The sequence below is a fragment of the Arthrobacter sp. C9C5 genome (genome assembly GCF_013359735.1).
GTDB lineage: Bacteria > Actinomycetota > Actinomycetes > Actinomycetales > Micrococcaceae > Arthrobacter.
Map to the genome: position 1 here is coordinate 20,297 of NZ_JABFMX010000026.1, position 22,128 is coordinate 42,424.

Sequence of the window (22,128 nt, forward strand, 5' to 3'; positions counted from 1 at the left end):
GCGCCCTGTGGCATGCCCGCCAAGGCGGCATGGGACAGGTCAAAAGCTACCTGCATCGCAGCGGATCCGAGCGTGACGAGGCCAGCCTGGCCGGCGTCCGGGGCGCGGAGGGCGCGTGGCGCGGGCTGGGACGTGGCCGTCGCCTTGTTTTTAGGGAGGCGTCCATCGGTGCGGGGCAGCCGCGCAACCCCCAATTGCGCGTCGGCATCATCATGGATGATTTTTCCGCGGCGGCGTTTTCCGCCGAGTGGACCGTCGTCGCGCTCAGGCCGGACAGCTGGGAGGTCCAGCTCCGTGACGAGGCGCTGGACTTCGTCGTTGTCGAGTCCGCCTGGGCTGGGAACGCCGGGCTGTGGCGGGGCAAAATCACTGGCCCCGCAGGACCCTCGAGCGCTTTCCGTGAACTGATCGCAGGCTGCCGGGCGGCCGAACTGCCGGCGGTCTTCTGGAACAAGGAGGATCCGCCGCACTACGAGGACTTCCTCCCCGCCGCCAGACTGTTCGATCACGTCTTCACCACCGACGCGAACATGCTCCCACGCTACCGGTCGGACCTGGGCCACAGCCGGGTATCCGTGCTGCCCTTCGCAGCGCAGCCGCGGATCCACAACCCCGCCAGGCCCCGGCACGGTTGGCACGCCCGGGAGGTCGCCTTCGCCGGGATGTATTTTGCCCACAAGTATGAGGACCGCCGGCGGCAGATGGACTATCTGCTGGGCGCGGCCGTGGACGCGACGGCGGGTAAACGCCCGGGGTTCGAGATCTTTTCGCGGCAGCTGGGCGGGGAACCGCAGTACCAGTTCCCCGGACTTCTCAAGAAGCATGTGGTGGGGTCGCTGTCCTATAAGCAGATGCTCACCGCCTACAAGGCGTACAAGGTGTTCCTCAACGTCAACTCCGTTACGGACTCGCCATCGATGTGCGCCCGGAGGATTTTTGAGATCACGGCGGCCGGGACGTGCGTAGTGTCAACCCCCAGCGTGGCCATCACGGAGTTCTTCCCGGAGGGAGAGATTCCCACGGCGGAGACCCGCGAGGCCGCCACCCACCTGCTGAAGGCCCTCACCGCCAACCCGGACTATGCACAACGCCTCGTCCACAAGGCCCAGCGCAGGATCTGGGCCGAGCACACGTACAGCCATCGGGCGCAGGCCATCGCGGCGGCTGCGCAGCCTGCGTTGTCCTCACCGGCAGCCCGGCCCCAGGTATCCGTCCTGGTGTCAAGTTTCCGGCCGCAGCAGCTGGACCATGTCCTTGCCGGTGTTGCCGCCCAGCAGGGAGTCGATGTCCAACTGGTCTACCTCGCCCATGGCTTTGAGCTCGACGACGCCGTGTTCCGGCGAAAGTGCCTCGAAGTCGGCATAGCCGACGTCGTCGTCCTCCAGGAACCGCAGCAGACGACGCTAGGTGAGTGCCTCAATTCCCTCGTAGAGCGCGCGGACGGCCGGTTCGCCACCAAATGGGACGACGACGACGTCTACAGCCCGCTCTACCTGGGCGACCAGGTCCACGCTTTGATGTACTCCGAAGCCGAGGTGGTGGGCAAGCGGGCGCACTACATGCACCTTGCCGGTGCCGGGGCGACCATCCTGCGAAATCCGCAGCTGGAGCACCGATACGTCGAAGCCGTCTCCGGTCCCACGATTTTCACCGCCACGGACACGTTCCGACGTTTTCCTTTCGAGCCGCTGCAACGCGGAGAAGATTCGCGCTTCCTTAGCGACGTGATCGAGGCGGGTGGCCGGATCTACTCGGCGGACCGATTCAACTACTGCCAGATGCGCAGCGCTGACGTGTCCTCGCACACCTGGCCCATTACCAATGAAGAGCTCTTGGCTTCTTCAAAGATTCAGTTCTTCGGTTCGCCCGAAGACCACATTTCTGTTTAGGGGAGACATGGACGAGACGATTTTTGATGTTGCGGTCATCGGACTCGGCTACATCGGCCTGCCCACGGCGGCCAGTTTTGCGGCCAAGGGCAAGCACGTGGCCGGCATCGACGTGAAGCAGTCGACCGTTGACGCTGTCAACCGCGGCGAAGTGCCCTTTGTGGAGCCCGACATGGCTGTGGTGGTCTCCGGCGCGGTCAACCTGGGGTACTTGGTGGCCATGACCACGGTGCCGGCCGCGGATGCATACATTATCGCCGTGCCCACCCCGCTGGCCGAGGGCAAAGGCGCTGACCTTTCCTACCTCCGCAGCGCCGTTGAGGCGCTGGCGCCGAAGCTCCGAGGCGGCGAGCTGGTGGTCCTGGAATCGACTTCACCTCCGGGAACCACGGAGCGCTTGGGTGCCTACCTCATGGAACTCCGCCCGGACCTGTCCCTCGACGCCGCCGGCGGCCACGGGCAGGTGCACGTGGTGCATTCCCCGGAACGCGTGCTGCCCGGACGCATCATGATTGAGATCGTCACGAATGACCGCGTCATTGGCGGCCTCACGGAGGAAGGCGCACAGCTGGCCAAGCGGCTCTACGAAGTCATTTGCCAGGGGCAAATCCTGCTGACGGATGCCACCACCGCCGAGATGACCAAGCTGGTGGAGAACACGTTCCGTGACGTCAACATCGCCTTCGCCAATGAACTGTCAATCATTTGCGACAAGCTGGGCATCGACGTGTGGAAGCTGATCGAAATGGCGAACCACCACCCGCGCGTCAACGTGCTGCGCCCCGGTCCCGGCGTCGGCGGGCACTGCATTGCCGTGGACCCGTGGTTCATTGTGGACGCCGTCCCGGAGCACTCCGGCTTGATCCGGACCGCCCGGGAGGTCAATGATTCCAAGCCGTTCCACGTGGTCCGGCAGGCAGTGGAAGCCCTTGCCGATAATCCGGGCGCCACCGTTGCGGTCCTGGGTTTGGCCTTCAAGGCCAATATCGACGACGTCCGCGAGTCCCCGTCGGTGACGATCGTGCAGGAACTCGTGAAGCAGTTGCCGGCGAGCACCATCCTGGTTGTCGACCCCAACGTCGAGGAACTGCCAGCGGCGCTGGCCGGGTCCGGCCTCTCGCGGCTCCACGGCCAGGTCGAAGCGATAGCCGCGGCAGACCTCGTCATGCTCCTGGTCGATCACGATGACTTCCTTACCGTTGATCCGGCGTCCCTCGAAGGCAAGCAGGTCATCGACACCAAGGGCATCTGGAACCAGCCCGACGTTGCGGAAGCGAGCCTCCAGCACATTCCCGTGGGAGCCGGCGTCGGTGGATAGGGGAGTCCAAAGCGTCTCAGCGTCGATTGAAGAGCAACTCCGCCAGACTGGTTTTGCCCTCAAAGCACTGCAGACCCCGAGAAGCGAAACACCCCTTGTCAGGATCCTGGTCCGTGCCGCAAAAGCGTCGGACTTGGAGATTGCGGGGACCGTCGCATCGCTTTTTGGCTCCGCTAACCAGGATTTCGCCGTCGAAATCCTCGTGGGGGCCGGCACCCGGCCCCAGCTTGAGCAATGGCTCGCCACCGACCGGCGGTTTTCGTTCGTCGGGACTGACGGGGCCGGTCTCGTTGATGCCGCCTTCACCTTGGTGCTCAGCGCCGGAACAGCCTTGGGCCTGCATTCGCTCGAGGCAATGATTGAGAGCCTGCGGGAGTCGGAGGCGCTGGTCCTCCGTGCGCTGGTGGATGGCCAGCCCGGTGCGATCGAACTTTGGGAGACGGGCACCCTCCGGAGGCTGTCGGAGCAAGGCGACCCGGAGAAGGCCGCGCGCAAGGCCGGTGGCGAACGCTGGGTATCGGGCAACGCACTGGGCCTGCACGACTTCCGGCGGCCCAAACCCAAACTGCATTTGCGCAAGGGCGCTGCGGCGAGCCTGGACCTCAACATCGTGGTGAGGGACCTTTCGGACGGCGCCACCCGCCAAGACTACGAGGAGCGGATTCGGCAGCTTGAGGCAAGGCTCAGGAAGTCGGAGGTGGAGCGCCGCCGACTGGAGCAGGGATTTGCGCCAAACCGCGGCCTTTCACGGGCACGGGCGATCGCCCGCAAGGGTCCTGCCTACATCCTGGTCCGCCTCAAAGCCCGCAACGGCCGGACCGGGAGCTGACCGCATGCAGATCAAGAGCGTAGCGGTAGGGCCGGCGGCGTACCCTATGGCGAAGCTGGCGTTGGACCTGGGTTTGGACTATGCCCGCGCGGAGTGGGAGCACCGCGATCCCACAGCAGCTACCGACTGGGAGCACGGCGTTGCGGCGGAACAGTTGTGGTGGGACAGCTATGTTGTGCAGGCGGAATCGCTGGCCGAGGCCCGGGGCCTGCTGCCGTTATTCCGCAGTGAGGGACGGGCGCATCGCTTTGTGCTCGTCATTCGGGGACTCTTCCCGGTGGACGAACTGCCAGCCTGGACTCCGCGCAGCCTCCAGGCCAAGGCTGGCACCTCCGCACTGACCGTGCCGGGGCTCGGCCTCGCCGTTGTAGTCGAAGGGGGCAAATGGGTGAATGTCCATGCTGCTGCCCTCGCGGCACTGCGCTGCGCGTCGCCTGCCAACCGTCCGCCTGTGCTGGGGGGATTGCGCGTGGGCTTCACGGAGCCCGCTGACCTCGCCTGGCTGGCCGGGGACGCCCTGGGCAGTTTCATGACCGAGGCGCTGCTGCAGCCCGAGCCGGATGACATCTATCCCATAGACGTATTGGTGGGGGACAGCAAGCTCACGCAGCCGGGCGGACACATCCCGGTCCACCCTGGACGGGTAACCCCGCCAGTCTGGACTCCGACGGAGACGGTACTGCCTCCCGTTGACATCGCAGTTGTTTCACCGATGGGTTTCCTGCCGTACCCGGATAAGCCTGCGCGGCCGCTCGAGCCGTTCGAGCTCACCGGGGGAGTCCTGCACGAATCGGACCTCGCCGCCCTGCGGCCGCATAACTACGTTGTGGTGGACGGCGCCCGCTTCGGCGGCCTGGACAGTGAGCTGGCCCGGCGTCTGAGCCAGCTGGCTGTCGCCGGAGTGCCCCTCCTGGCGCGGAATTTGGCTGCCCAAGTCCGGACCCTGCTCGGTGATCAACTCCTGGAACACCTTGACGCTTTCGACGCCGCCGACCCGCCGGTACTGAGGGAATCAAAGTCGATCGGGCTTCGGCGCACAGCATTGGACCTTTACAGCCCGAAGGCCGTCTGGAACACCGTGCTGGGCGAGCTGGGCAAGCCACTACTCCCGCTGCCCTCCGTGAGCGTGGTGCTCGCTACCCGCCGGCCCGAGAAGCTGGCGTCCGCCCTGGAGCAGCTGGCACGCCAGAGTTGGAAATCCCTGGAGGTGGTGGTGGTACTGCACGGCTTCGACGCGGAACTTCCGGAGGTCCGGCGTGCCGTCCAGACGTACCCCGGCGAGCTGTTGGTGCGCTCCGTCCCGGCCGACATGATTTTTGGCGAGGTCCTGAATGTCGGCGTCAACGCCGCCGGCGGCGATCTGGTCTGCAAGATGGACGACGACGACTGGTACGGGCCGCACCACCTGCGCGACCTCGTTCACGCCAAGGACTACAGCGGCGCCACCCTGGTTGGTTCGCAGGTTGAGTTCGTGTACCTGGAAAGTCTGGATATCACCACCCGCCGGCCTCCGCTCGGCGAGCAGTACTCGGACCACGTGGCCGGCGGCACCATGATGCTGGGCCGGGACGAGCTTCGTCAGCTTGGCGGATGGAGGCCTGTGCACCGCGCCGTGGACCGGTGCCTCCTCCAGGCTGTCCAGGCCGCTGGCGGACTCATCTACCGCTCGCACGGCCAGAACTACATGATGCACCGACACTCCGGCGCGGGTTCGCACGGCGGCCATACCTGGAACCCGGAAGACAGCACCTTCCTGCAGAGTGTTGCAGAGCAATGGGACGGTTTCCGGCCACCGCCGCAGCTCGGCGTGGAGAATGACACTGGGGGCGCCCGCGCCCAAGCCTTCCGCAGCCATTTTTCGGCTGTCTCTTACTAGTGGACACCTGCAAGTCAATGAACAACTCGATGTCACCCCGGGGGAATAACTTGAACGTTGGACAGCTCATTCGCAGAGCCAGGAAGCTCGCCCCGAAGAAGAAGGCTGCGGCGGCCGGGCTGGCTGTCCTGTTCTGCACAACTCTCTCGGGAGCCTACTTCCACTCCGTGTTCATCTTGGTCCCGGCCCTGTTGCTGATGGCCGTAGCCCTGCTAGCCGGACTCGTGAAGATGGACACTGCGCTGCGGCAGGCTCGACGAGCGGCCAGAGTGCCAGCCCCCTTACCGAACCCCGCTCCGGAGCGGAAGGATGCCGAGGGCGTGGGACCTGCCCACTGGTGGGGTACGGGCGCAAACATCCCGCCCGCCAAACTGGTTCAACGCCTGACGAAATTCCGCTCTTTTGACGGCCGGGACGTGCTTGCCCGAAGTGTGACGTCAGGTCGCTGGGACTGGCAGCAGATGGAACATGTCCTCGAGCTATTCCGGATGGGAGGCCTGGCACAGGAATCGATCCTCAACATCTTGGACTCGACCGCCAAGGTCAGGCTGCTCCTACTGGCGGACACCTGCTACCGGCAAAACCTCCGCAAGGACGACATTCTAAACGCCGGCACGATCTATCAGTATGTCTACGGCAAGTTGGGTCCGAAACACTTCCAAGGCAAACGCCGCGGTGAGTTTTTCCTCGATGCCCTGGCGCAGACGGGACACGGCGATCAGACCCTGGAACTCGAGGGCCTCTACGACGCCGATACCAAGAATCCCAACGATCTCCATCTCTACAGGGCCAACGCAAAGAATCCTTTCCGCCACCCGTCCCGCACGGAAGACGGATGGATGGCAGAGATCAATGCCATGTACGAAGCCGCCGGCCTCGCACCGATTCGGCTCAAAAACGGCGTTGAGCCGGCTTTCCTCCGGCTGTCTACGGATCCCGTACCGGCGGTGACCGAAGGGCCGATGGTGACGATCGTGATGCCGGTCTTCCGCCCAGACGCAGCTACCGATCTGGCGGTCGAGTCCGCGCTTGCTCAGAGCTACCGGAATATCGAAGTCATCATCGTCGACGACGGTTCCGGGGACGCTTTTACTGACCGGCTCGGGAGGTGGCAACTTGCGGACCCGCGGGTAAAAGTCGTGCGCAATACGCCGAACTCGGGCGCTTACACCTCCCGTAATATCGGATACTCCATGGCCACCGGCGAATTCATCACGATCTTCGACGGCGACGACTGGCAGCACCCTCAAAAGATCGAAATGCTGGTTGCGGCGGCCATCAGGCAGGAGGACCACCGCCTCGTCTCTGCACCATGGTCTCGTGTAGGCGAGGATCTAATGTTCCACTACCGCGGCTGGAGGGGAGCCTACGTAACTCCCGCCCACGTCTCAGCGATGTTTCCTGTCAGCGTCGTCAGGGAGCGCTTGGGCTACTGGGATACCGTTCGAAAAGCAGCAGACACCGAGTTTATTCTTAGGTACCAGCTCCTGGTGAACGACGCGGAAGTTCTTGAGGTCACCCAAGCACCGCTGACGCTGTCGCTGGTGGGCTCCAGCAACCTGTCCATGGACGACTTCCGGATGGGCTACCGCTCGCCTGATCGCGTGGCCTACCGGGCCGCCTACGAACACTGGCACCGCCAGATCAGCCACGGCCGCCACAGCGGCTTCCTGGACTTTCCCTCCGGCCGGCGTGCTTTCCCCGCGCCCGCCAGGTTCCTGCCCGCCCGGCCGAAGCTCGTCGAAATCGACGAGCTTTTCGTCGGCGATTTTGGCGCCTCTAGGGAGAGCGCGCCGGCTATGTGGCGGCACATCGAGGAATCTCGATCGGCGGGACGCCGACTCGGGATGATGCATGTTCCCAGCATCCTGAACACCGTCTCGTTTGACGCATCTTTCAGCGAGGACATGTTGGACGAGTTCGCTGCGCAACGGCTGGAGCGAGTGGAACTGACGGACCATGTCCATTCCCGGGTCGTCAACGTCTACGACCCCACAAGCTTCCAGTTCACGCGCGAATTACGGGGCGGACATACAGCGGACACTATAATGGTTCGAGCTTCCGAGCCTCCCTTCAACCCGCACACTGGAGCACACGCATATGCCGTTACGACCGTCGCCCGCAACCTTGGCGCGATCTTTGGCGGAGCTGTTCAGTGGGCTTCGGAGGACTCTGAGGTTGCCGCCGTCCTGGAACGGACCACTGGCAACCCGGCTGAAGTGGAGGTTCCGGACAGCGAGGTTCTGGAGTTCGTGGCGACCGTTGGCCAAGGCTAGGACCGCGCCGCGGGTGGCTGCCGAACTCGGCGCAACGGCGGCGCTGCCCGTCCCAATCGACTGGAACCAGACCGCTGAGTGGGATTCGGATAACGGCGTCGCAAAGCTGACTGTGGCGTCGGGGGCATCAGTCACTTCACTTCCGACGCAGGATACTCACATCGTCATTGAGCCGGCTGTCCCCGGTGGACTGCCACTCAGGATGCTCTTTGAGCCGGCAAACAGTGGCACGCTGGTGATTTCTCTACACGGGGCAATGGACCGTGGCCGGTTTAGGGTGCCCCGGTTCGAATGGCGTCGGACCCTCAATCGTCTGGACGCCGCCAGGCTCTACCTCTCAGACAGCACCTTGGAGATCAACGGTTCCCTCGAAATCGGCTGGTATGTGGGCAGGGGCGACCAGGACTTGATCGCGGACTACGCCGGGGTGGTGCACCAGATCATCGCTGCCGGCGGCTTCACACAGGTCGTCTGTGTCGGCAGCAGTGCAGGAGGATATGGCGCGCTCGCGCTTTCTCGCCGGATCCCGAACTCCGTGGCTGTCGCCTTCTCGCCCCAAACGACCATTGGCGGGTACCACCTGGCGCAACGAAAGGCAGTCGCTGCCGCAGCCTTCCCCGAGCTCACATCGTACGAGGAGGTTGAGAAACTGCACAGCGGCCGAGTCAATGTGCGCAAGCTATACCAAAAGACCAGACCCATTAATGCTGTGTACTTCGTCCAAAACACCGGCGATCAGTTTCACTATGAAGCCCACTACGTGCCTTTTGCACTCGCGAACGGTGTGGATCCCGAGCGTGGTGGCTACGCCGCATGGAGCAAAACGCATTTCGTTGCTGAGCGTTACGAGAACGAACACGCGCCGCCGTCCCGGGGCAATTTCGTCAGTCACATCCAGCAGGCGCACCTGAAATTTTATGGCCGGGAGCTGCCGCTTCGGCAGCTGGATCCGGAACGCGAAGAAGAACTAGGACCACGATGACATTACTGCCCTCCCTTCCCGCGAATGCGGAGCTGGACCGCTTGTTGTACAGGAATGGCTTCGTCGTGTCTAAGTCACCGGCTGAAGCTCCGTCACTGGCCGGCTGGACGTCGGTGCCCGTGGGCGATGCCTACCTGACGCTGCATCCGGAAACCCGGTTCGTCACTGCTGCCGCTGCCGGACGGCATCTCGCGCTGGTGGGACTGGCATTTGACCCGGAGAGGGGACTGTATCAGGAGAGCGATGTGCTGGCGGCCCTCCTGGACGCTGTGGCCAATGACGATGATTTTTACGCTGTTCTCGACCGTCTGGCTGGTAGGTTCGCGCTGATTGTCCAGTCGGACGGCAGGACCGAGATTTATCAGGACGCGATGGGGTCCAGGTCGGTCTTTTATTCCACAGCCGGCGCGCCCATTGCAGCGTCACACGCCGAGATCGTGGCTGACCTCATCGGTGCGCGCTTCGCTGACTTCTTCGTGCCTTTTCTTACTTCCCGCAATTATCAGCAGCGGGATGTGAAGTACCTGCCGGGAGTCGCGACGCCTTACGACCACGTGGTTCAGCTGACGCCCAATACCAAGCTGATCATGCCGCAGCAAAAGGTCGAGCGGTTCTGGCCCCGCAAGGAAATGGGCCCGGAGACGACAAATGAGGAAGCAACCGCGGCGCTGGTGGCGCATCTGCACGGGCTCCGCTGGTATCTGGCTGTCAACGGGCGGCGCCCGGTGCTTGGCCTGACCGCCGGCACGGACAGCAGGGGTGTCTTCGCTGCTACCAAGGACAGCAGCCCGGTCATCTTCACGTATGTGCGCAGTGAATCGGCCAACCTGACCGGGTCATCGGACGCCCGCGCAGCGGCCGCGATCGCCGGAGCCTACGGGCTGGAACCACAGGTGTGGCCCATCCACAACCGCCTGACATTGAACCAAACAGACGATGCGCTGTCGGAGGCCTTTCGCCGGTCCACCGGATATTACCGGGGACCCGGATCGCCGTGGCTCGGCCGTTTGGCCCAGACCGGAGCCAAAATTAAAGGCGGGCTGTTCATCCGGGGATTCGGAGGCGAGGTGATGCGTGGCTTCTACCAAAGCCAGGAAAAGAGGATCACCAAGGTGAACGTGCAGCAGCTGTCCAATGCCTATGACGTAAACGCCGGGTCCCACATCACCCGTTCGTTCTTTGAAGACATGATGGAAAGGGTCTCCCTCACCACGGAATCCATCATGGGCTATGACCCCAATGACATCTTCTACTGGGAGCACAGGATGGGGACGTGGGGGAGCGTCTCCATGTCGGAGGCTGATCTGGCGATGCCATCGATCGTCGGCTACAACTCCCGCAACCTCTTTGCGACGTTCATGGCACTGCCCCAGGCAATCAGGGCCAGCAGATCAGCGTTTGCTGAAGCCACGGTTGAGTTGGCTCCACTCCTGAAGGACGTGGACGTCTAACTAGAACAGTCCGCTCCGATGCGCCGTGGCGTTTCGAAGCGGACTGTTCCTTGTAGCCAGGACGGTCGCTTGGACCTGACCGACTACAGCGAGGCGTACAGCCGGCCGGTGCTAGTCAGGGTGCCGTCCGTATTGTATAGGGCAGAGTGCCCCATCACGGGGTCATTAATGGAACGTGTCTTCCATGCAAATCGCTCAACGAAGGGCATTTGACGCATTCCGGCTACGGTCGCCCGCATGAAGTCGTTGGTCTGAGCCCTGCTATAGCGGCTGGGCCGGGTTGAGGTTGCGCTCCAATCCGCCACCGCATACTCCGTCACCCACACAGGCTTGCCATACTTCTCGTGCAGCATGGTCACCTTGTTGAGGAAGTCCTGGACGTTTGGCCACGCGTAGCAATGCATGGTCACAAAATCCACGCGGAGTCCGCGTTTCTTGGCCTTGGACATGAATTCCTCAAGCCACAGGCTTGAGGGCTTCGCCGTCGCTGGCGATCCAAGCCTCAGTCCGGTTGCCTGAAGTTTGGGCCACAGGCTGATCGCCTGGTCTACGGTCATGTTTGCCTGAGACCGGACGTCCGGCTCATTAAACCCCAGAAGGTTCTTGGACTTGGTGAGGGGCAACTGGCTCGTAGCAAACTTGATGGCTCCCTGATCCAAGGCTTTGGCGCTCCGGATCATCGGCACGAAGCCGGGCGTCGTGGTCACGGTGTATTTCGAGCCCCACGAGTAGTACCAGCTGAGATTGAGACTCTTAATCTGCCGGAGTGCCAAAGCATCGGTTCCGGCGTGGCTCACGCCCTTCAGCGCCTTGACAGCCGGGAGCACCGTCGGGGACATCGCCATGCCGGGCTGTAGAAGGGCCGCCTGCGCCGGTACGGCGTTGGCCGCCAGAAGTGCGCCCGGGGCCGCCATCGCGGCGAGGGGGATCGTGAGAAACTTACGGCGGTCCATAACGACCTTTCTGGAATACCTGATAGCCGTCCACCTTGCGGCGGAAGCGGCGATGGAATCGTCGGGCTTCCGGCCGCTAACGGCGGTAACCAGAGTCAAATTAGCACGGTGACCGTGCCGAGATAGGCGGTATTTCCGCAGGAATGGCGCAGTTATTTCTCAGCATTGCCCAGAGGAATCACCTGTGCGGGGGTTGGCGCCGGGGGCCGGTAGACTTTGAGACGCGACGAACCGTCTGGATTTGGCCAGAGTCGGCCCAGCCGTAGGCCACGTCGTTGCTTGGTTGCATCGAACATAGGAATCCCCTTGGGTGTCCACTGCCGACTGGACGGTCCAAGCGCCTTGCCATAGCGATGCGAGAGTCCCTGTGGCGCTGAGAGCGATGAGAAGGAATATTTTTGCAGATGAGTGTCCCTAGCTCCACCCCGAAGACCGGTCCGACTCGCAGCCAGCGGCTCCTGAACACCGAGATCTTTGACGCCGAGTATTATGCAGCGGAGTGCGGTAGAGAGTTCGAATCGAAGCAGATCGCTGCGCGCCACTTCGTTCAATTTGGCATGAAGGTCGGTCTCAGCTTCCACCCCCTCTTCGATTTGGGAATGTTTCCCGCGCACGTGCGCGATCGATACAAGGCTGGCGATGTGGAGTTCCTGCTCACTTACCTCCGGAGCCCGGAGTCGCGTGAGCACTCTTGGTCGTGGCTTTTTGATCCCTCTCGACTCACCGAACCAGGCTCCGAGGGGTCGGTCTTGCTGTCCCGGTACCGCCCTAATAAGGCGCGACTCCTTCCCGTTCCGCACAATCTGCCGGGCACAGCGCCCAGCTGGCCGGAAGTTCGATCACTACTTATTTCCCATGCCAAGACGGCTAAATCGTATGAGTTGGGAAAGAAGCCGCTGCGACTGTCGGTATGGGCGGAAACCTCAGAAAATGAGTGGCTCGAAAGCGTAGACGAAGTGCCAGTGGTTCCGATTGAATCAGGCATTCTGGTTAGCATCATCATGCCCGCGTGGAACCGCGAAGCAGTGATCGCAGATGCCATCGAATCGGTGCGCCAGCAGAGCCTGGAATCTTGGGAGCTCATCGTCGTCGACGACGGTAGCACGGACGGCACGCGTGACGTCGTGAAATCGTTTGCCAGCGGTGACGGACGGATACGTTTGGTCGAGGCGGGTCATCTGGGGGTCTGTGCAGCGCGCAACCGCGGAATTGAGGAATGCCGGGGCGAGTTCGTAGCGTTCCTTGACTCCGATAACACGTGGCGCCCCGACTTTCTTCGGAACATGTGCGCGGGGCTAGCTGCGTCTGGCGGGAAGGCCGCCTACTCCGCCGTCCGCATGCTCAACGCCCGAGAGGAATATACCGGCCAGCCGATCACGGCCAACCAGTTGCTGGTCCGGAACTATGTAGATCTCAACGTTCTCGTGGTGAAGGCCTCCCTCGTCCGAGAATTGGGCGGGTTTGACCCGTCTCTTCGCCGGTGGGTTGACTACGACCTTGTCCTTCGAATAACCAAGACGACGGGCATAGAGTACTTTCCGTTTATCGGATGCGACTATGTGGACGATCAGAATGAGGACCGAATCACTCGACGGGAATCGGGGAACTGGGAGTACGCGGTTCTTGGCAAGAATGTGCAAGGTAGGTTTTTTCCTGATGCTCTCACCCAGCCGCTGAAGTCTCCTTCGCTGTCCGTGATTATGCGCGTCACAGACAAAGTTGAGCTTGCGATTCGAAATGTCCGCAGAATCCATGAGACGGCCGGCTCTGATTTGTCCGAACTCGTTGTTCTGGACGAACTTCAGGGCTTTCGCCCGTCCATGCGTCTTCGTGCCGCCCTGGCGGGAATACCCGGGCTCAAGTACATCAAACTTCCCAGGCGATACACCGAGGCTATTTCCTACAATATTGGCTCGGTTCATGCGGCCGGCCCGCTTCTTCTCTTCACCAAGGAAAGCGTTGAGGTCCGCGAAGGCACGCTGGCGAAGCTCATTGAGCAACTCGAGGATCCAGCTGTCGCGGCGGCGCAGCCGCTCCTGACTGATCCCGCCGGTATCGTCGTATCGGCGGGCGCGGTCGTCCGCCGCAACAGTCTCGCTATTCCTCTGTTCCAAGGATTAAATGTCGCCGACGCCCGCCGTCACAGCGGCAGAGGGATCGACGAACTGACGACGTCTGCCTTCGTGGTCCGGGCGGTTAGCTTTGAGCACCTGGGACGATTCAACCCGATCTTTGCGGGTGAGGCCGCGGTGACGGATTTCCTAAGGCGGCTCAACGTGTCCGCTGCCGGGGAGTTCGTTGTTGAGACGTCCGCCCTAGCCGTAGACCACTCAGCAGACGAATTCGCGGAGCGGCCGCCTCTAGCCGCGACAGATGCCGAGTGGTTGAGCCCTCCTGTGGTGCCCGCCAGATCGGTGGAGGCCCACTACGGGGACCTTGACTTAGAGGTTGTGGGGTTCACTTCGCCACGAAATCCAGACATTCAGCCTGTGGTCCCGGTTCTCGCTAGGCGAAGGGCAAGAATAGGTTCGGAACCCAGCCTGCGCTGGGCGATCAAGATCGGCGCTGACTTCACCGTCGGTGGTGACCGTTGGGGCGATGTCCCATACGCTGCGGATCTCGCGGAGGCCCTTACCGCTCGCGGCCAAGAAGTCGTGGTGGATAGAGCTTTGGCATTCTCCCGGCCGTCAAACCACCTGGATGACGTCGTGGTAGTTATTCGCGGACTGCACTCCTGTCGTCCGCAGCCAGGGAAGACGAATATCTTGTGGGCGATCAGCCGACCGGACATGATTACTCGAGAGGAACTCCTCGGTTTCGACGTCGTTTTCGGTGCCTCCCGAGTGTGGTGCGAATACGTGCGAGATCAATGGGGGATCGAAGCGCGATACCTGCCGCAAGCTACAAACCCCCGCCGGTTCCGACCCCATTTGGCTACTGGCGAAAAGCCGCTATACGGCTTGTCCTTCGTCGGTGGGCCGCGGAAACCCGTCGGTCGTAAGATTGTCACCGACTGCTTAGAGCTCGGCCAAACCGTAAGCGTGTGGGGACCTCGCTGGGAGCGGTTCATTCCGGCCCACATGGTCGTGGCTGATTTCGTAGACAACGACGACCTATCCGGGGTCTACAGTTCTTCCCGCGTGGTCCTCAACGACCACTTCGATGACATGGCTCGATGGGGATTCGCCAATAATCGCCTATACGATGCCGTGGCATCGGGTGCCCGAGTGATTAGCGACGCCGTTGACGGCATCGATGAGATCTTCAAGGGGGCAGTACGGACGTACACATCGGTGGCGGAGCTTGACGCAATCCTTAAGGATCCTAGTGGCTTCCCGGAGGATGCTGAGATGGCTTCCATCAGTCGCATGGTCAGAGATGAACATAACTTTGACATCCGAGCCGGGATACTCCTGGAAGCTGCTCTGGAACACAGACAGTCCCCGCGACCAGCCTCTTAGGTCTGGCTTAAACGGACTTCGATTATGTCTCGCTCAATCGGACATCGATGACTATGGCGTAGTCGCAATAGCTTTGACCGCGGCGTGGTGTGGTCGGGAAAGTTCCGACGACGTCGGCGCGACGGCAGATTTCCCGGTTGAGGCGTTCCTGCGGGTTGGCGGATCACGCCGGGCGCCACAGGCCCTTTGGGAATGACGTTGACGCGAGGGTGTCCTTCCGGGCGGCCGTGAGTTGGCCGCGGCGCGGGGCAGCTTCTCAGCCATGGCATTGAACACTCGGCCGAACTGGGCGTGCAGGCCGGCGGCGTCAGGCTGGACGGACACCGAGCGGAGCAGGGTTTTCACCTGCGGTCCGGATGCTTTTGGGGTCACCGCCACGAGGTTCGCCGCGTACTGCATGCGGCAGCGCTACCACACGGCGCCGGTCAGGGTCGCCCCGATCGCAGCGAGCAGCCGGGCGTGGGCATCAGTAGTCACGAGCTTTTACCCGGTCAGGTCGTGGGCGGTCAGGTCGCGGAAGGGGCCCAGCCAGCCGGACCATCCTCGGCGGAGGAGGCCTGAATGGCCAGGACCTCGCGGTGTCCGTCGGCGTTGGCGCCGGCGGACCTCTCGGCCTTAAGACACTTGATCTCGGCAGACTCCTCGCTGATCACGCCCTGGAGTTCCGTCATCGACCTCGTCTCACGCGAGTCAGAGCTGCTCCGGCTCGCGGGAGGCGCCTTCCTGGCGCGCAACCGCGCTCACCGCCGCGGTCTGGTGCTGATGCTCACACACGAAGGGGGAGTGCCTAGCGCGCAGATGGGGATAGATCCTCTGCGACATGCCGTCCGTCCGTCCGGACCAGCGGTCGTTTCGGTCCTTCGTTCGGTCAGGACTGCGCACCCTCGTGCTCGCTCACCCAGGCCTGGGCGCGCTCGTAGTCCTCAGGGGTGTTGATCTCGATGCTGCTGCTCTCGGCGACGCGGGCGACGATGACGAGACCATGTTCGAGCGCACGGAGCTGCTCGAGGTTCTCTGCCCGCTCCAGCGGCGTGGGCGTCAGCGTCGGGAACCGGCGCAGCACATCGCGACGGAAGGCGTACAGCCCTAGGTGTTGAAGATACGGGTGGTCGACTCCGCGCGGGTTCGCCGGGATGAGGGAGCGGGAGAAGTACAGAGCACGGCCATGCGCATCGGTGACAATCTTGACCGTATTGGGATCGTCGGCGAGCCCGGGTTGGAGCGGCATCCCCACCGTCGTCATGTCTGCAGTCTCACCCTCACGGAACGGGGCGAGCAACGCGCTGAGCGCGGCCTGGGACACGAACGGTTGGTCCCCTTGGACGTTCGCGACGACGTCGTACTCTCCGGGCATCAATTCGGCCGCTGCGGCGACCCGCTCGCTTCCGTTTGCCAGCGCCGGTGACGTCATCACGGCTTCGCCGCCGAACCCCTGCACGGCCTCGAAGATCCGTTCGTCGTCCGTTGCGACGACGACGTCGTCGAACTCACCGCTGGCGATCGTCGCATCCCATACCCTTTGCACTACGGTTCGCCCGCCCAATTCGAGCAGCGGTTTGCCCTCAAGCCGGGTGCTCAGGTATCGGGCGGGAATAACGGCGAGAGCTCGCATAAAGGGGCATCCTCAATAATCGGGAACGTGAGATTGATTTAGTCTAGTAGGATCGGTGCATGTCAAAAACCGTGGCCGTCGGGCCGAACATTGCTGTGTCCAATGACCGCCCCTGCGTGATCTTCGGTGGGATAAACGTCATCGAAGACCTCGATTCGACCCTCCGAGCGGCCTCACGCTATGTCGAGGTGACCACCAAGCTGGAAATGCCGCTGGTATTCAAGGCGTCCTTCGACAAGGCGAACCGCTCCTCAGTGGATTCATATCGTGGCGTCGGGCTTGACGAGGGGCTAAAGATCTTCGCCGCCGTCAAGTCGGAGTTCGGTGTCCCGGTAATCACTGACGTCCACGAACCCGCGCAGGCCGCTCCCGTCGCTGAGGTGGCGGACGTCCTGCAGCTGCCGGCGTTTCTCGCCCGCCAGACCGACCTCGTCGTGGCGCTCGCGAAGACGGGTCGTCCCATCAACGTCAAAAAGCCGCAGTTCTTGAGCCCGAGCCAGATGGCCCACATCCAGCGCAAGTTGGCCGAGGCGGGCAACGAGCAGGTGATCTTGTGCGAGCGCGGCTCGCAGTTCGGCTATGACAACCTCGTGGTGGACATGCTCGGCTTCCGTGAGATGGTCGAGGCGTGCGGCGGTGCACCCGCGATTTTCGATGTCACACATAGCCTGCAGCGCCGCGAGGCTGGCGCCGCCGCCTCCGGAGGACGGCGGCGTCAGGCTGTCGAACTCGCCCGCTCCGGCATGGCGCTCGGCATCGCGGGGCTGTTCGTCGAGGCGCACGCGGACCCGGACAACGCACGGTGCGACGGTCCGAGCGCGTTGCCGCTGAGCGCGCTCGAAGGGTTCCTCGGGCAGGTCAAGGCGATCGATGATCTCGTTAAGTCGTTCCCGGCGCTGGACATCGCGTGATCAAGCTCGTCCTCTTCGACGTTGATGGTGTGCTCACCGACGGCACCATCTGGATGGACGGGTCTGGCGAGGCCGTCAAAGGTTTCCATGTGCAGGACGGGCTCGCCGTGTCGCTCCTGCGTGTACACGGGATCCGTTGCGGCGTCCTGTCAGGGAAGACGAGCGCACCGCTCGACGCACGGATCAAGCAGCTCGGCTTCGATGTCGCGGTGACCGGTACGCTAGGGAAGATCGAGGCGCTTGCGGCCATCACGGGGGAGCAGGGTATTTCTAGCGAAGAGGTAGCGTACGTCGGAGACGACGTCGTCGATCTGCCGCTTGCGGGTATCGTGGGCCGGTTCTACGCGCCCAGCGATGCCCACCCCGTAGTGCTCGCCGCAGCTGACGTCGTGCTGACCCGCCCAGGTGGGCGTGGCGTCGCCCGAGAGGCTGCGGAGCATGTGCTCGCAGCACACGGGCTGAGCCTCGAGGACATGTACAGGCCCCTAGTAGAAACGATGACAAGCAGCCATGTCGTTCAGTGACGCCACATTCAGCCCGGCACGAAAGCACGCGGAAGCCGGCCGCAGGGTACTCGCCGCCGAGGCGCAGGGCGTAGCCGACCTCATTGAGCGCGTGGGCGCTGATTTCGAGGGGGCAGTCGAGGACATCCTCGTTTCCTCAGGCCGCGTGATCGTGTGCGGGATGGGCAAGTCGGGTCTTATCGGCAGCAAGATCGCCGCTACCCTTGCGAGCACTGGCACGCCGAGTTTCTTCATGCACCCGGCCGAAGCACTCCATGGCGACCTCGGGATGGCTACGGAAGCCGATTACTTCCTTGGCATCAGCAATTCCGGAGAGACGCAGGAGCTCGTCGCTCTGCTGCCTTTCCTGCTCGACAACGGTAATCGGATCCTCGCGATGACGGGGAACCCCACCTCGACCCTAGCGAGCCACTCGACCTTTCACCTGGATGTCTCGGTCGCTAAGGAGGCATGCTCGCTGAACCTCGCGCCGACGTCCTCCACAACTGCCGCGCTCGCGATGGGCGATGCGCTCGCGGTTGCTCTCATGGAAGCGCGCGGCTTCGCGCCTGAGAACTTCGCCCGTCTACACCCTGGAGGATCGCTCGGGCGACGGCTCCTTGAGCTGGTGACCGACGTGATGATTAAGAGCAGCCTTCCGTGGGTTTCGCCTACCGACCGAATCCTCGAGGTCATCCGACAGATAACTAAGAGCCAGCTCGGCATCGCTCTCGTGTCCACGCCGAACGGCCCCGCTATCATCACCGACGGCGACATCCGTCGGGCCGTGCAGGCCTATGGCGACGCCTTCTTCTCGCTCGTGGCAGCAGACATCATGACGACGACGCCCACGATGGTCGCCCCGACCACGCGGATGGAGGACGCCTTGGCGCTCATGGAAAGCCGTCGGATCTCGTCTGTGCTCGTCGCTGACGGCGAGAAAGTGCTCGGCGTGGTGACCAACCAGCCCTCCCCCCGCCGCTGAAGCATGGCAGACTTTGGCCGCTCCTGCATGCGGTCAGTGCTTGAAGTAGATCCTCAGCTCGTTGTCGGTCATGGTGTTCTCCGAGTGGTAGCGGAAATCCTTCGCGTCGCGCCCCTCGCCGTTGTTCATCGTGGAGTGGGAAACGACGGTCGCGAGAGGGCGGTCCACGTGGAACGCGACGATCGACTCGAAGAACTGCACTGACCACACCCGCAACTCCGGGTCGTGGTCCTCGACGAAGGCGAAGAAACGGTGGTTGACACCGTGCACCAGATTGAGTGCCCAGCTCACGAAAGAATTGTCGCTCGGGCCCCCGAATTCCGTCATATACGACGTATGCGTGTCCTCGACAACCAACAGTCCATCGTTGCGGATGTGGTCGAGCGCCGATGCAGCGGTAACGATCTGCTGGGGATACGTGTGTCCGCCATCGTCGAGCAAGATATCGACGTCACCTACCTGCCGGAAGAAGCCCTCCCAGAACGATGGGTCGGATTGGTCGCCTATGTGAATTTCAAAGCCCTCATCGCCCAGCCAGGTAGCATCGGGATTGAGGTCAACACCTATAATTCTGGCATCCGGGCCGAAAAACTCCCGCCACATGAACAGGGAGCCGCCGTTGAGGACACCCACCTCAACGATCACCGGAGACTTGCCGATGAAGCGAGAGAACAGCTGGTCGTACACCGAGAAGTACGTGGTGTGCTTAAGACTCAAGAACGGGGCCGCGTCGTAGCAAGCTCGCGACCGTGAAACGGGACCTGGCTCTGCCTTGTCGCCGGCATGTGGAGCATCCGTCGTCATTCGGATGCTTGAGGCATAGTTCGGAGGAATTCCGCTCCCGACGGCATGCTATTGACCCTCATTCCATTCTGATCCGCAAAGTAAGTCTTTGATCGAGCGCTGCGGGGCGAGGTGATGCTGCGCCAGGCCTCGAGAAAAGTGGGATGGAACTGCTCCGGGATGCCGCGCAGCGGGCGGTAGAGCATGAAGGGGATGGCCTCATCGTCGGAATGCACCTGAGAGAGGTAGCGCTCAGCGTTGCCCGTAAATACAATGTCCGGATCGACAAGTTCAACCATTTCCCGATGGTAGAACCTGGTTCGCAAGCAGACGACGCGCGTGAAGACACCGCTGAGATGTTTTAGCATCATGCGGAAGAACGAGTCTCCGAACAGCAGTACAGTTTGGTTGACCGGAGCGTTCGGACTGAACAGAATGTCGATCATGCCGTCGTTGAAACCGCCTCCACTGTTGAGTTCTAGCAACTCCCAATCCGGAGCGAGGGTGAGTACCTCCTGGAAGGGCGGAGGGTCAAGTTTGCCGCCGAGGTCACCGGGCCAACGGCGCGGTGTATCTATGCGCTGCTCGATCATTGACAGTGCACGGGGCGCATCGACTCCGACGGCATTCAGCATCTGACGAAGCACCACCAACGAGCCTGTGTCAGATAGATGAGAGTCGAGGGGCATGCATGCGCCGTCAACGGCTCGAAGCTCATCCGCGGGATAGAGGGTGCAAGCAGCGGCAACCGCCGAAATGTGATCGAGATAGGTCTCGCCAAGCTTGACAACAGGGTGGATAGGGAACTCGTCCACCAGAACCGATTGCTTGTCGGGGAAGACGACGTGCATGTATGGAATTCCACGAGCGCTGGTCTGCTGGGATCGTGCCTCGATGTTATCCGAGAATATTTGCAGTGATTCAGTGGAAGGCTTTAACTCTCCGGTTGAATACTTGAGGGTCTGATGGTTGCCGCCCGTCAGGAATGCCACGCCGTTGTAAGTTATGAGTACCTCATTCTCTATTCGCCATAGCTCCTTGCCCGAAATAAGTCTGAACCATGCGCCCTCGGCGACGCGTCGCAGCAGGCCGGTGAGACCTAACCAGGAGGGCGTTCCCGCGCGGCCGAACTCGATCTGCGATGGGTCGAGGACGGGGCTCAGTGCATCGGCCCTCAAGGGCAGATTCGGATCGAGGCGAATGAAATCGGTGATTTCGCCGCGGCCGCGGATCGTAGCTTGGGTTGCGTACTCCCAGTCGATGACCGGAGTATCCGACCAAAGAGTCGCCCCCATGCCGAACGCACTGGCGAGATGCACCGATAAGTCAGCCCCCCCTGCGGACAGCACAGCCACAGCGCACTGCGCCAGATCTACATCTTGCACCATCTGCGCCGGCGTGCGCTGGCCCGGCACCTGATCCAACGGAGCCAAAATCAGGCCGGCTTCGGTGAGCCGCTGTAGACCGGTGGCGCCCATGTATCGCGAGAAAGTGTCCAACCATACCGAACGGCCCGTGAGCAGTACCTTCCGTCCCGCAGCCTGGGATAGCTTTCGCGCGAGATCGAGCAGCTCGCTTTCGGCCGTCGTCACCGCCCGTTCGTAGGCCTCCAGCACGTCCAGCCCGTCGCAGATCAGGCCATTGAGAAGCAGGTACCCTATGTACGACGGGTGATTGCTTGCGTCGACGAATAGACGTTGCACTTCATGCATCGGCAGGCGCAGCAGCGGGGCCAGATCGACGATACGGAGGTCTGGGAGCGCCGCGGCGATCTCGTCATAGTTGAATACCGGGTGCCTGTACGGCCCACCAGCGATGTGTCGGCCCGCGAGGCGGTCGTGGACCTGCCGTCCAAAAGCATCCCAGAGCACGTAACACGCGCGGTCTCCGAAGGTCTCATGCCAGGCGTGCATGCCGGCCAGCCCGCGGTCGAGCATCATACGGTCGTGTTCCAGTGTCATCGCGCCGGGGTCGATCGCAACAAACCCGTCCAGTAGGGTTCCGGACACGTCCCTATCCTCCAGAAGGATCCCGTTCCCGAATCGGAAGTCCCCAACGAGAACGGCGACGCTTCCCTCAGCCCCCGCCGCGTCTACTGCCTGTCTCAGCAGGGACGCGTGCCACATGGGCGCTCCGGCGAGCCCAATGAAACGGTCCCAAGATAAGGGGGAGCCGACAACGCCGTCTCGCACCTGACATTGCCATCGGGCGACGTGCGATGGGCCGACGACCAAGGTGACGTCCGGCGAGGGTTTTACCATGCTAGTGCGCCTTTCTTTGCGGCGGTGCGGGCCGCGTT

At 62.5% G+C, this 22,128-nt stretch carries 15 protein-coding genes and 1 pseudogene; 11 read left to right on the forward strand and 5 right to left on the reverse strand.

The features are described from left to right. The first annotated feature begins 29 nt into the window (after positions 1 to 29). The 7 genes from HNO80_RS16650 (at position 30) to HNO80_RS16680 (ending at position 10,621) form a co-directional block, all read left to right on the forward strand. On the forward strand, positions 30 to 1,889 hold the full coding sequence (locus HNO80_RS16650; RefSeq protein ID WP_175323966.1) for a glycosyltransferase: 1,860 nt from the start codon (positions 30 to 32) through the stop codon (positions 1,887 to 1,889). Between the two features lie 7 nt (positions 1,890 to 1,896). Further along, positions 1,897 to 3,207: a UDP-N-acetyl-D-mannosamine dehydrogenase gene (gene wecC, locus HNO80_RS16655; RefSeq protein ID WP_175323967.1), complete on the forward strand. Its 1,311-nt coding sequence runs from the start codon at positions 1,897 to 1,899 to the stop codon at positions 3,205 to 3,207. Between the two features lie 133 nt (positions 3,208 to 3,340). Further along, positions 3,341 to 4,036, forward strand: coding sequence for a hypothetical protein (locus HNO80_RS16660; protein ID WP_175323968.1), 696 nt, complete (start codon positions 3,341 to 3,343; stop codon positions 4,034 to 4,036). A gap of 4 nt (positions 4,037 to 4,040) precedes the next feature. After that, positions 4,041 to 5,912 (forward strand): glycosyltransferase family 2 protein, encoded by a 1,872-nt coding sequence (locus HNO80_RS16665; RefSeq protein WP_175323969.1) that lies wholly within the window; start codon positions 4,041 to 4,043, stop codon positions 5,910 to 5,912. Between the two features lie 17 nt (positions 5,913 to 5,929). Next, complete coding sequence (locus tag HNO80_RS16670) at positions 5,930 to 8,188, forward strand: glycosyltransferase family 2 protein (RefSeq protein ID WP_175323970.1); 2,259 nt, start codon at positions 5,930 to 5,932, stop codon at positions 8,186 to 8,188. A 13-nt stretch (positions 8,189 to 8,201) separates the two neighbouring features. Beyond that, positions 8,202 to 9,170, forward strand: coding sequence for an alpha/beta hydrolase (locus tag HNO80_RS16675; RefSeq protein ID WP_175323971.1), 969 nt, complete (start codon positions 8,202 to 8,204; stop codon positions 9,168 to 9,170). Continuing rightward, positions 9,167 to 10,621, forward strand: coding sequence for a hypothetical protein (locus HNO80_RS16680; protein ID WP_175323972.1), 1,455 nt, complete (start codon positions 9,167 to 9,169; stop codon positions 10,619 to 10,621). Before HNO80_RS16675 ends, HNO80_RS16680 begins: the two co-directional genes overlap by 4 nt. 83 nt (positions 10,622 to 10,704) lie before the next feature. Here HNO80_RS16680 and HNO80_RS16685 read toward each other — a convergent pair whose 3' ends face one another. Continuing rightward, positions 10,705 to 11,574 carry a glycosyl hydrolase gene (locus HNO80_RS16685; RefSeq protein WP_175323973.1) on the reverse strand — a complete coding sequence of 290 codons (870 nt, stop codon included), beginning with the start codon at positions 11,572 to 11,574 and terminating at the stop codon, positions 10,705 to 10,707. Between the two features lie 404 nt (positions 11,575 to 11,978). Between HNO80_RS16685 and HNO80_RS16690 the strand changes: the two genes are divergently transcribed. Further along, positions 11,979 to 15,035: a glycosyltransferase gene (locus HNO80_RS16690; RefSeq protein WP_175323974.1), complete on the forward strand. Its 3,057-nt coding sequence runs from the start codon at positions 11,979 to 11,981 to the stop codon at positions 15,033 to 15,035. Between the two features lie 94 nt (positions 15,036 to 15,129). Here the strand turns inward: HNO80_RS16690 and HNO80_RS18010 are convergent. Both HNO80_RS18010 and kdsB read right to left on the reverse strand, forming a co-directional pair. Beyond that, positions 15,130 to 15,634, reverse strand: a pseudogene (locus HNO80_RS18010) (transposase); the annotation flags it as partial. A 269-nt stretch (positions 15,635 to 15,903) separates the two neighbouring features. Then, complete coding sequence (gene kdsB, locus HNO80_RS16700) at positions 15,904 to 16,647, reverse strand: 3-deoxy-manno-octulosonate cytidylyltransferase (protein ID WP_175323976.1); 744 nt, start codon at positions 16,645 to 16,647, stop codon at positions 15,904 to 15,906. 59 nt (positions 16,648 to 16,706) lie between these two features. Between kdsB and kdsA the strand changes: the two genes are divergently transcribed. The 3 genes from kdsA to HNO80_RS16715 are packed head-to-tail and all read left to right on the forward strand — an operon-like array spanning position 16,707 to position 19,046. Then, on the forward strand, positions 16,707 to 17,558 hold the full coding sequence (gene kdsA, locus HNO80_RS16705; protein ID WP_175323977.1) for a 3-deoxy-8-phosphooctulonate synthase: 852 nt from the start codon (positions 16,707 to 16,709) through the stop codon (positions 17,556 to 17,558). After that, complete coding sequence (locus HNO80_RS16710) at positions 17,555 to 18,082, forward strand: KdsC family phosphatase (RefSeq protein ID WP_175323978.1); 528 nt, start codon at positions 17,555 to 17,557, stop codon at positions 18,080 to 18,082. The genes kdsA and HNO80_RS16710 overlap by 4 nt, the downstream gene beginning before the upstream one ends. Continuing rightward, positions 18,069 to 19,046 (forward strand): KpsF/GutQ family sugar-phosphate isomerase, encoded by a 978-nt coding sequence (locus HNO80_RS16715; RefSeq protein WP_175323979.1) that lies wholly within the window; start codon positions 18,069 to 18,071, stop codon positions 19,044 to 19,046. The genes HNO80_RS16710 and HNO80_RS16715 overlap by 14 nt, the downstream gene beginning before the upstream one ends. A 33-nt stretch (positions 19,047 to 19,079) precedes the next feature. Here HNO80_RS16715 and HNO80_RS16720 read toward each other — a convergent pair whose 3' ends face one another. Beyond that, positions 19,080 to 19,850, reverse strand: a complete 771-nt coding sequence (locus HNO80_RS16720; RefSeq protein ID WP_175323980.1) for a class I SAM-dependent methyltransferase — start codon at positions 19,848 to 19,850, stop codon at positions 19,080 to 19,082. Continuing rightward, entirely contained in the window at positions 19,847 to 21,838 is a 1,992-nt protein-coding gene (locus tag HNO80_RS16725) for an alginate O-acetyltransferase AlgX-related protein (protein WP_175323981.1), read from the reverse strand. Before HNO80_RS16725 ends, HNO80_RS16720 begins: the two co-directional genes overlap by 4 nt. Positions 21,839 to 22,128 lie beyond the last annotated feature (290 nt).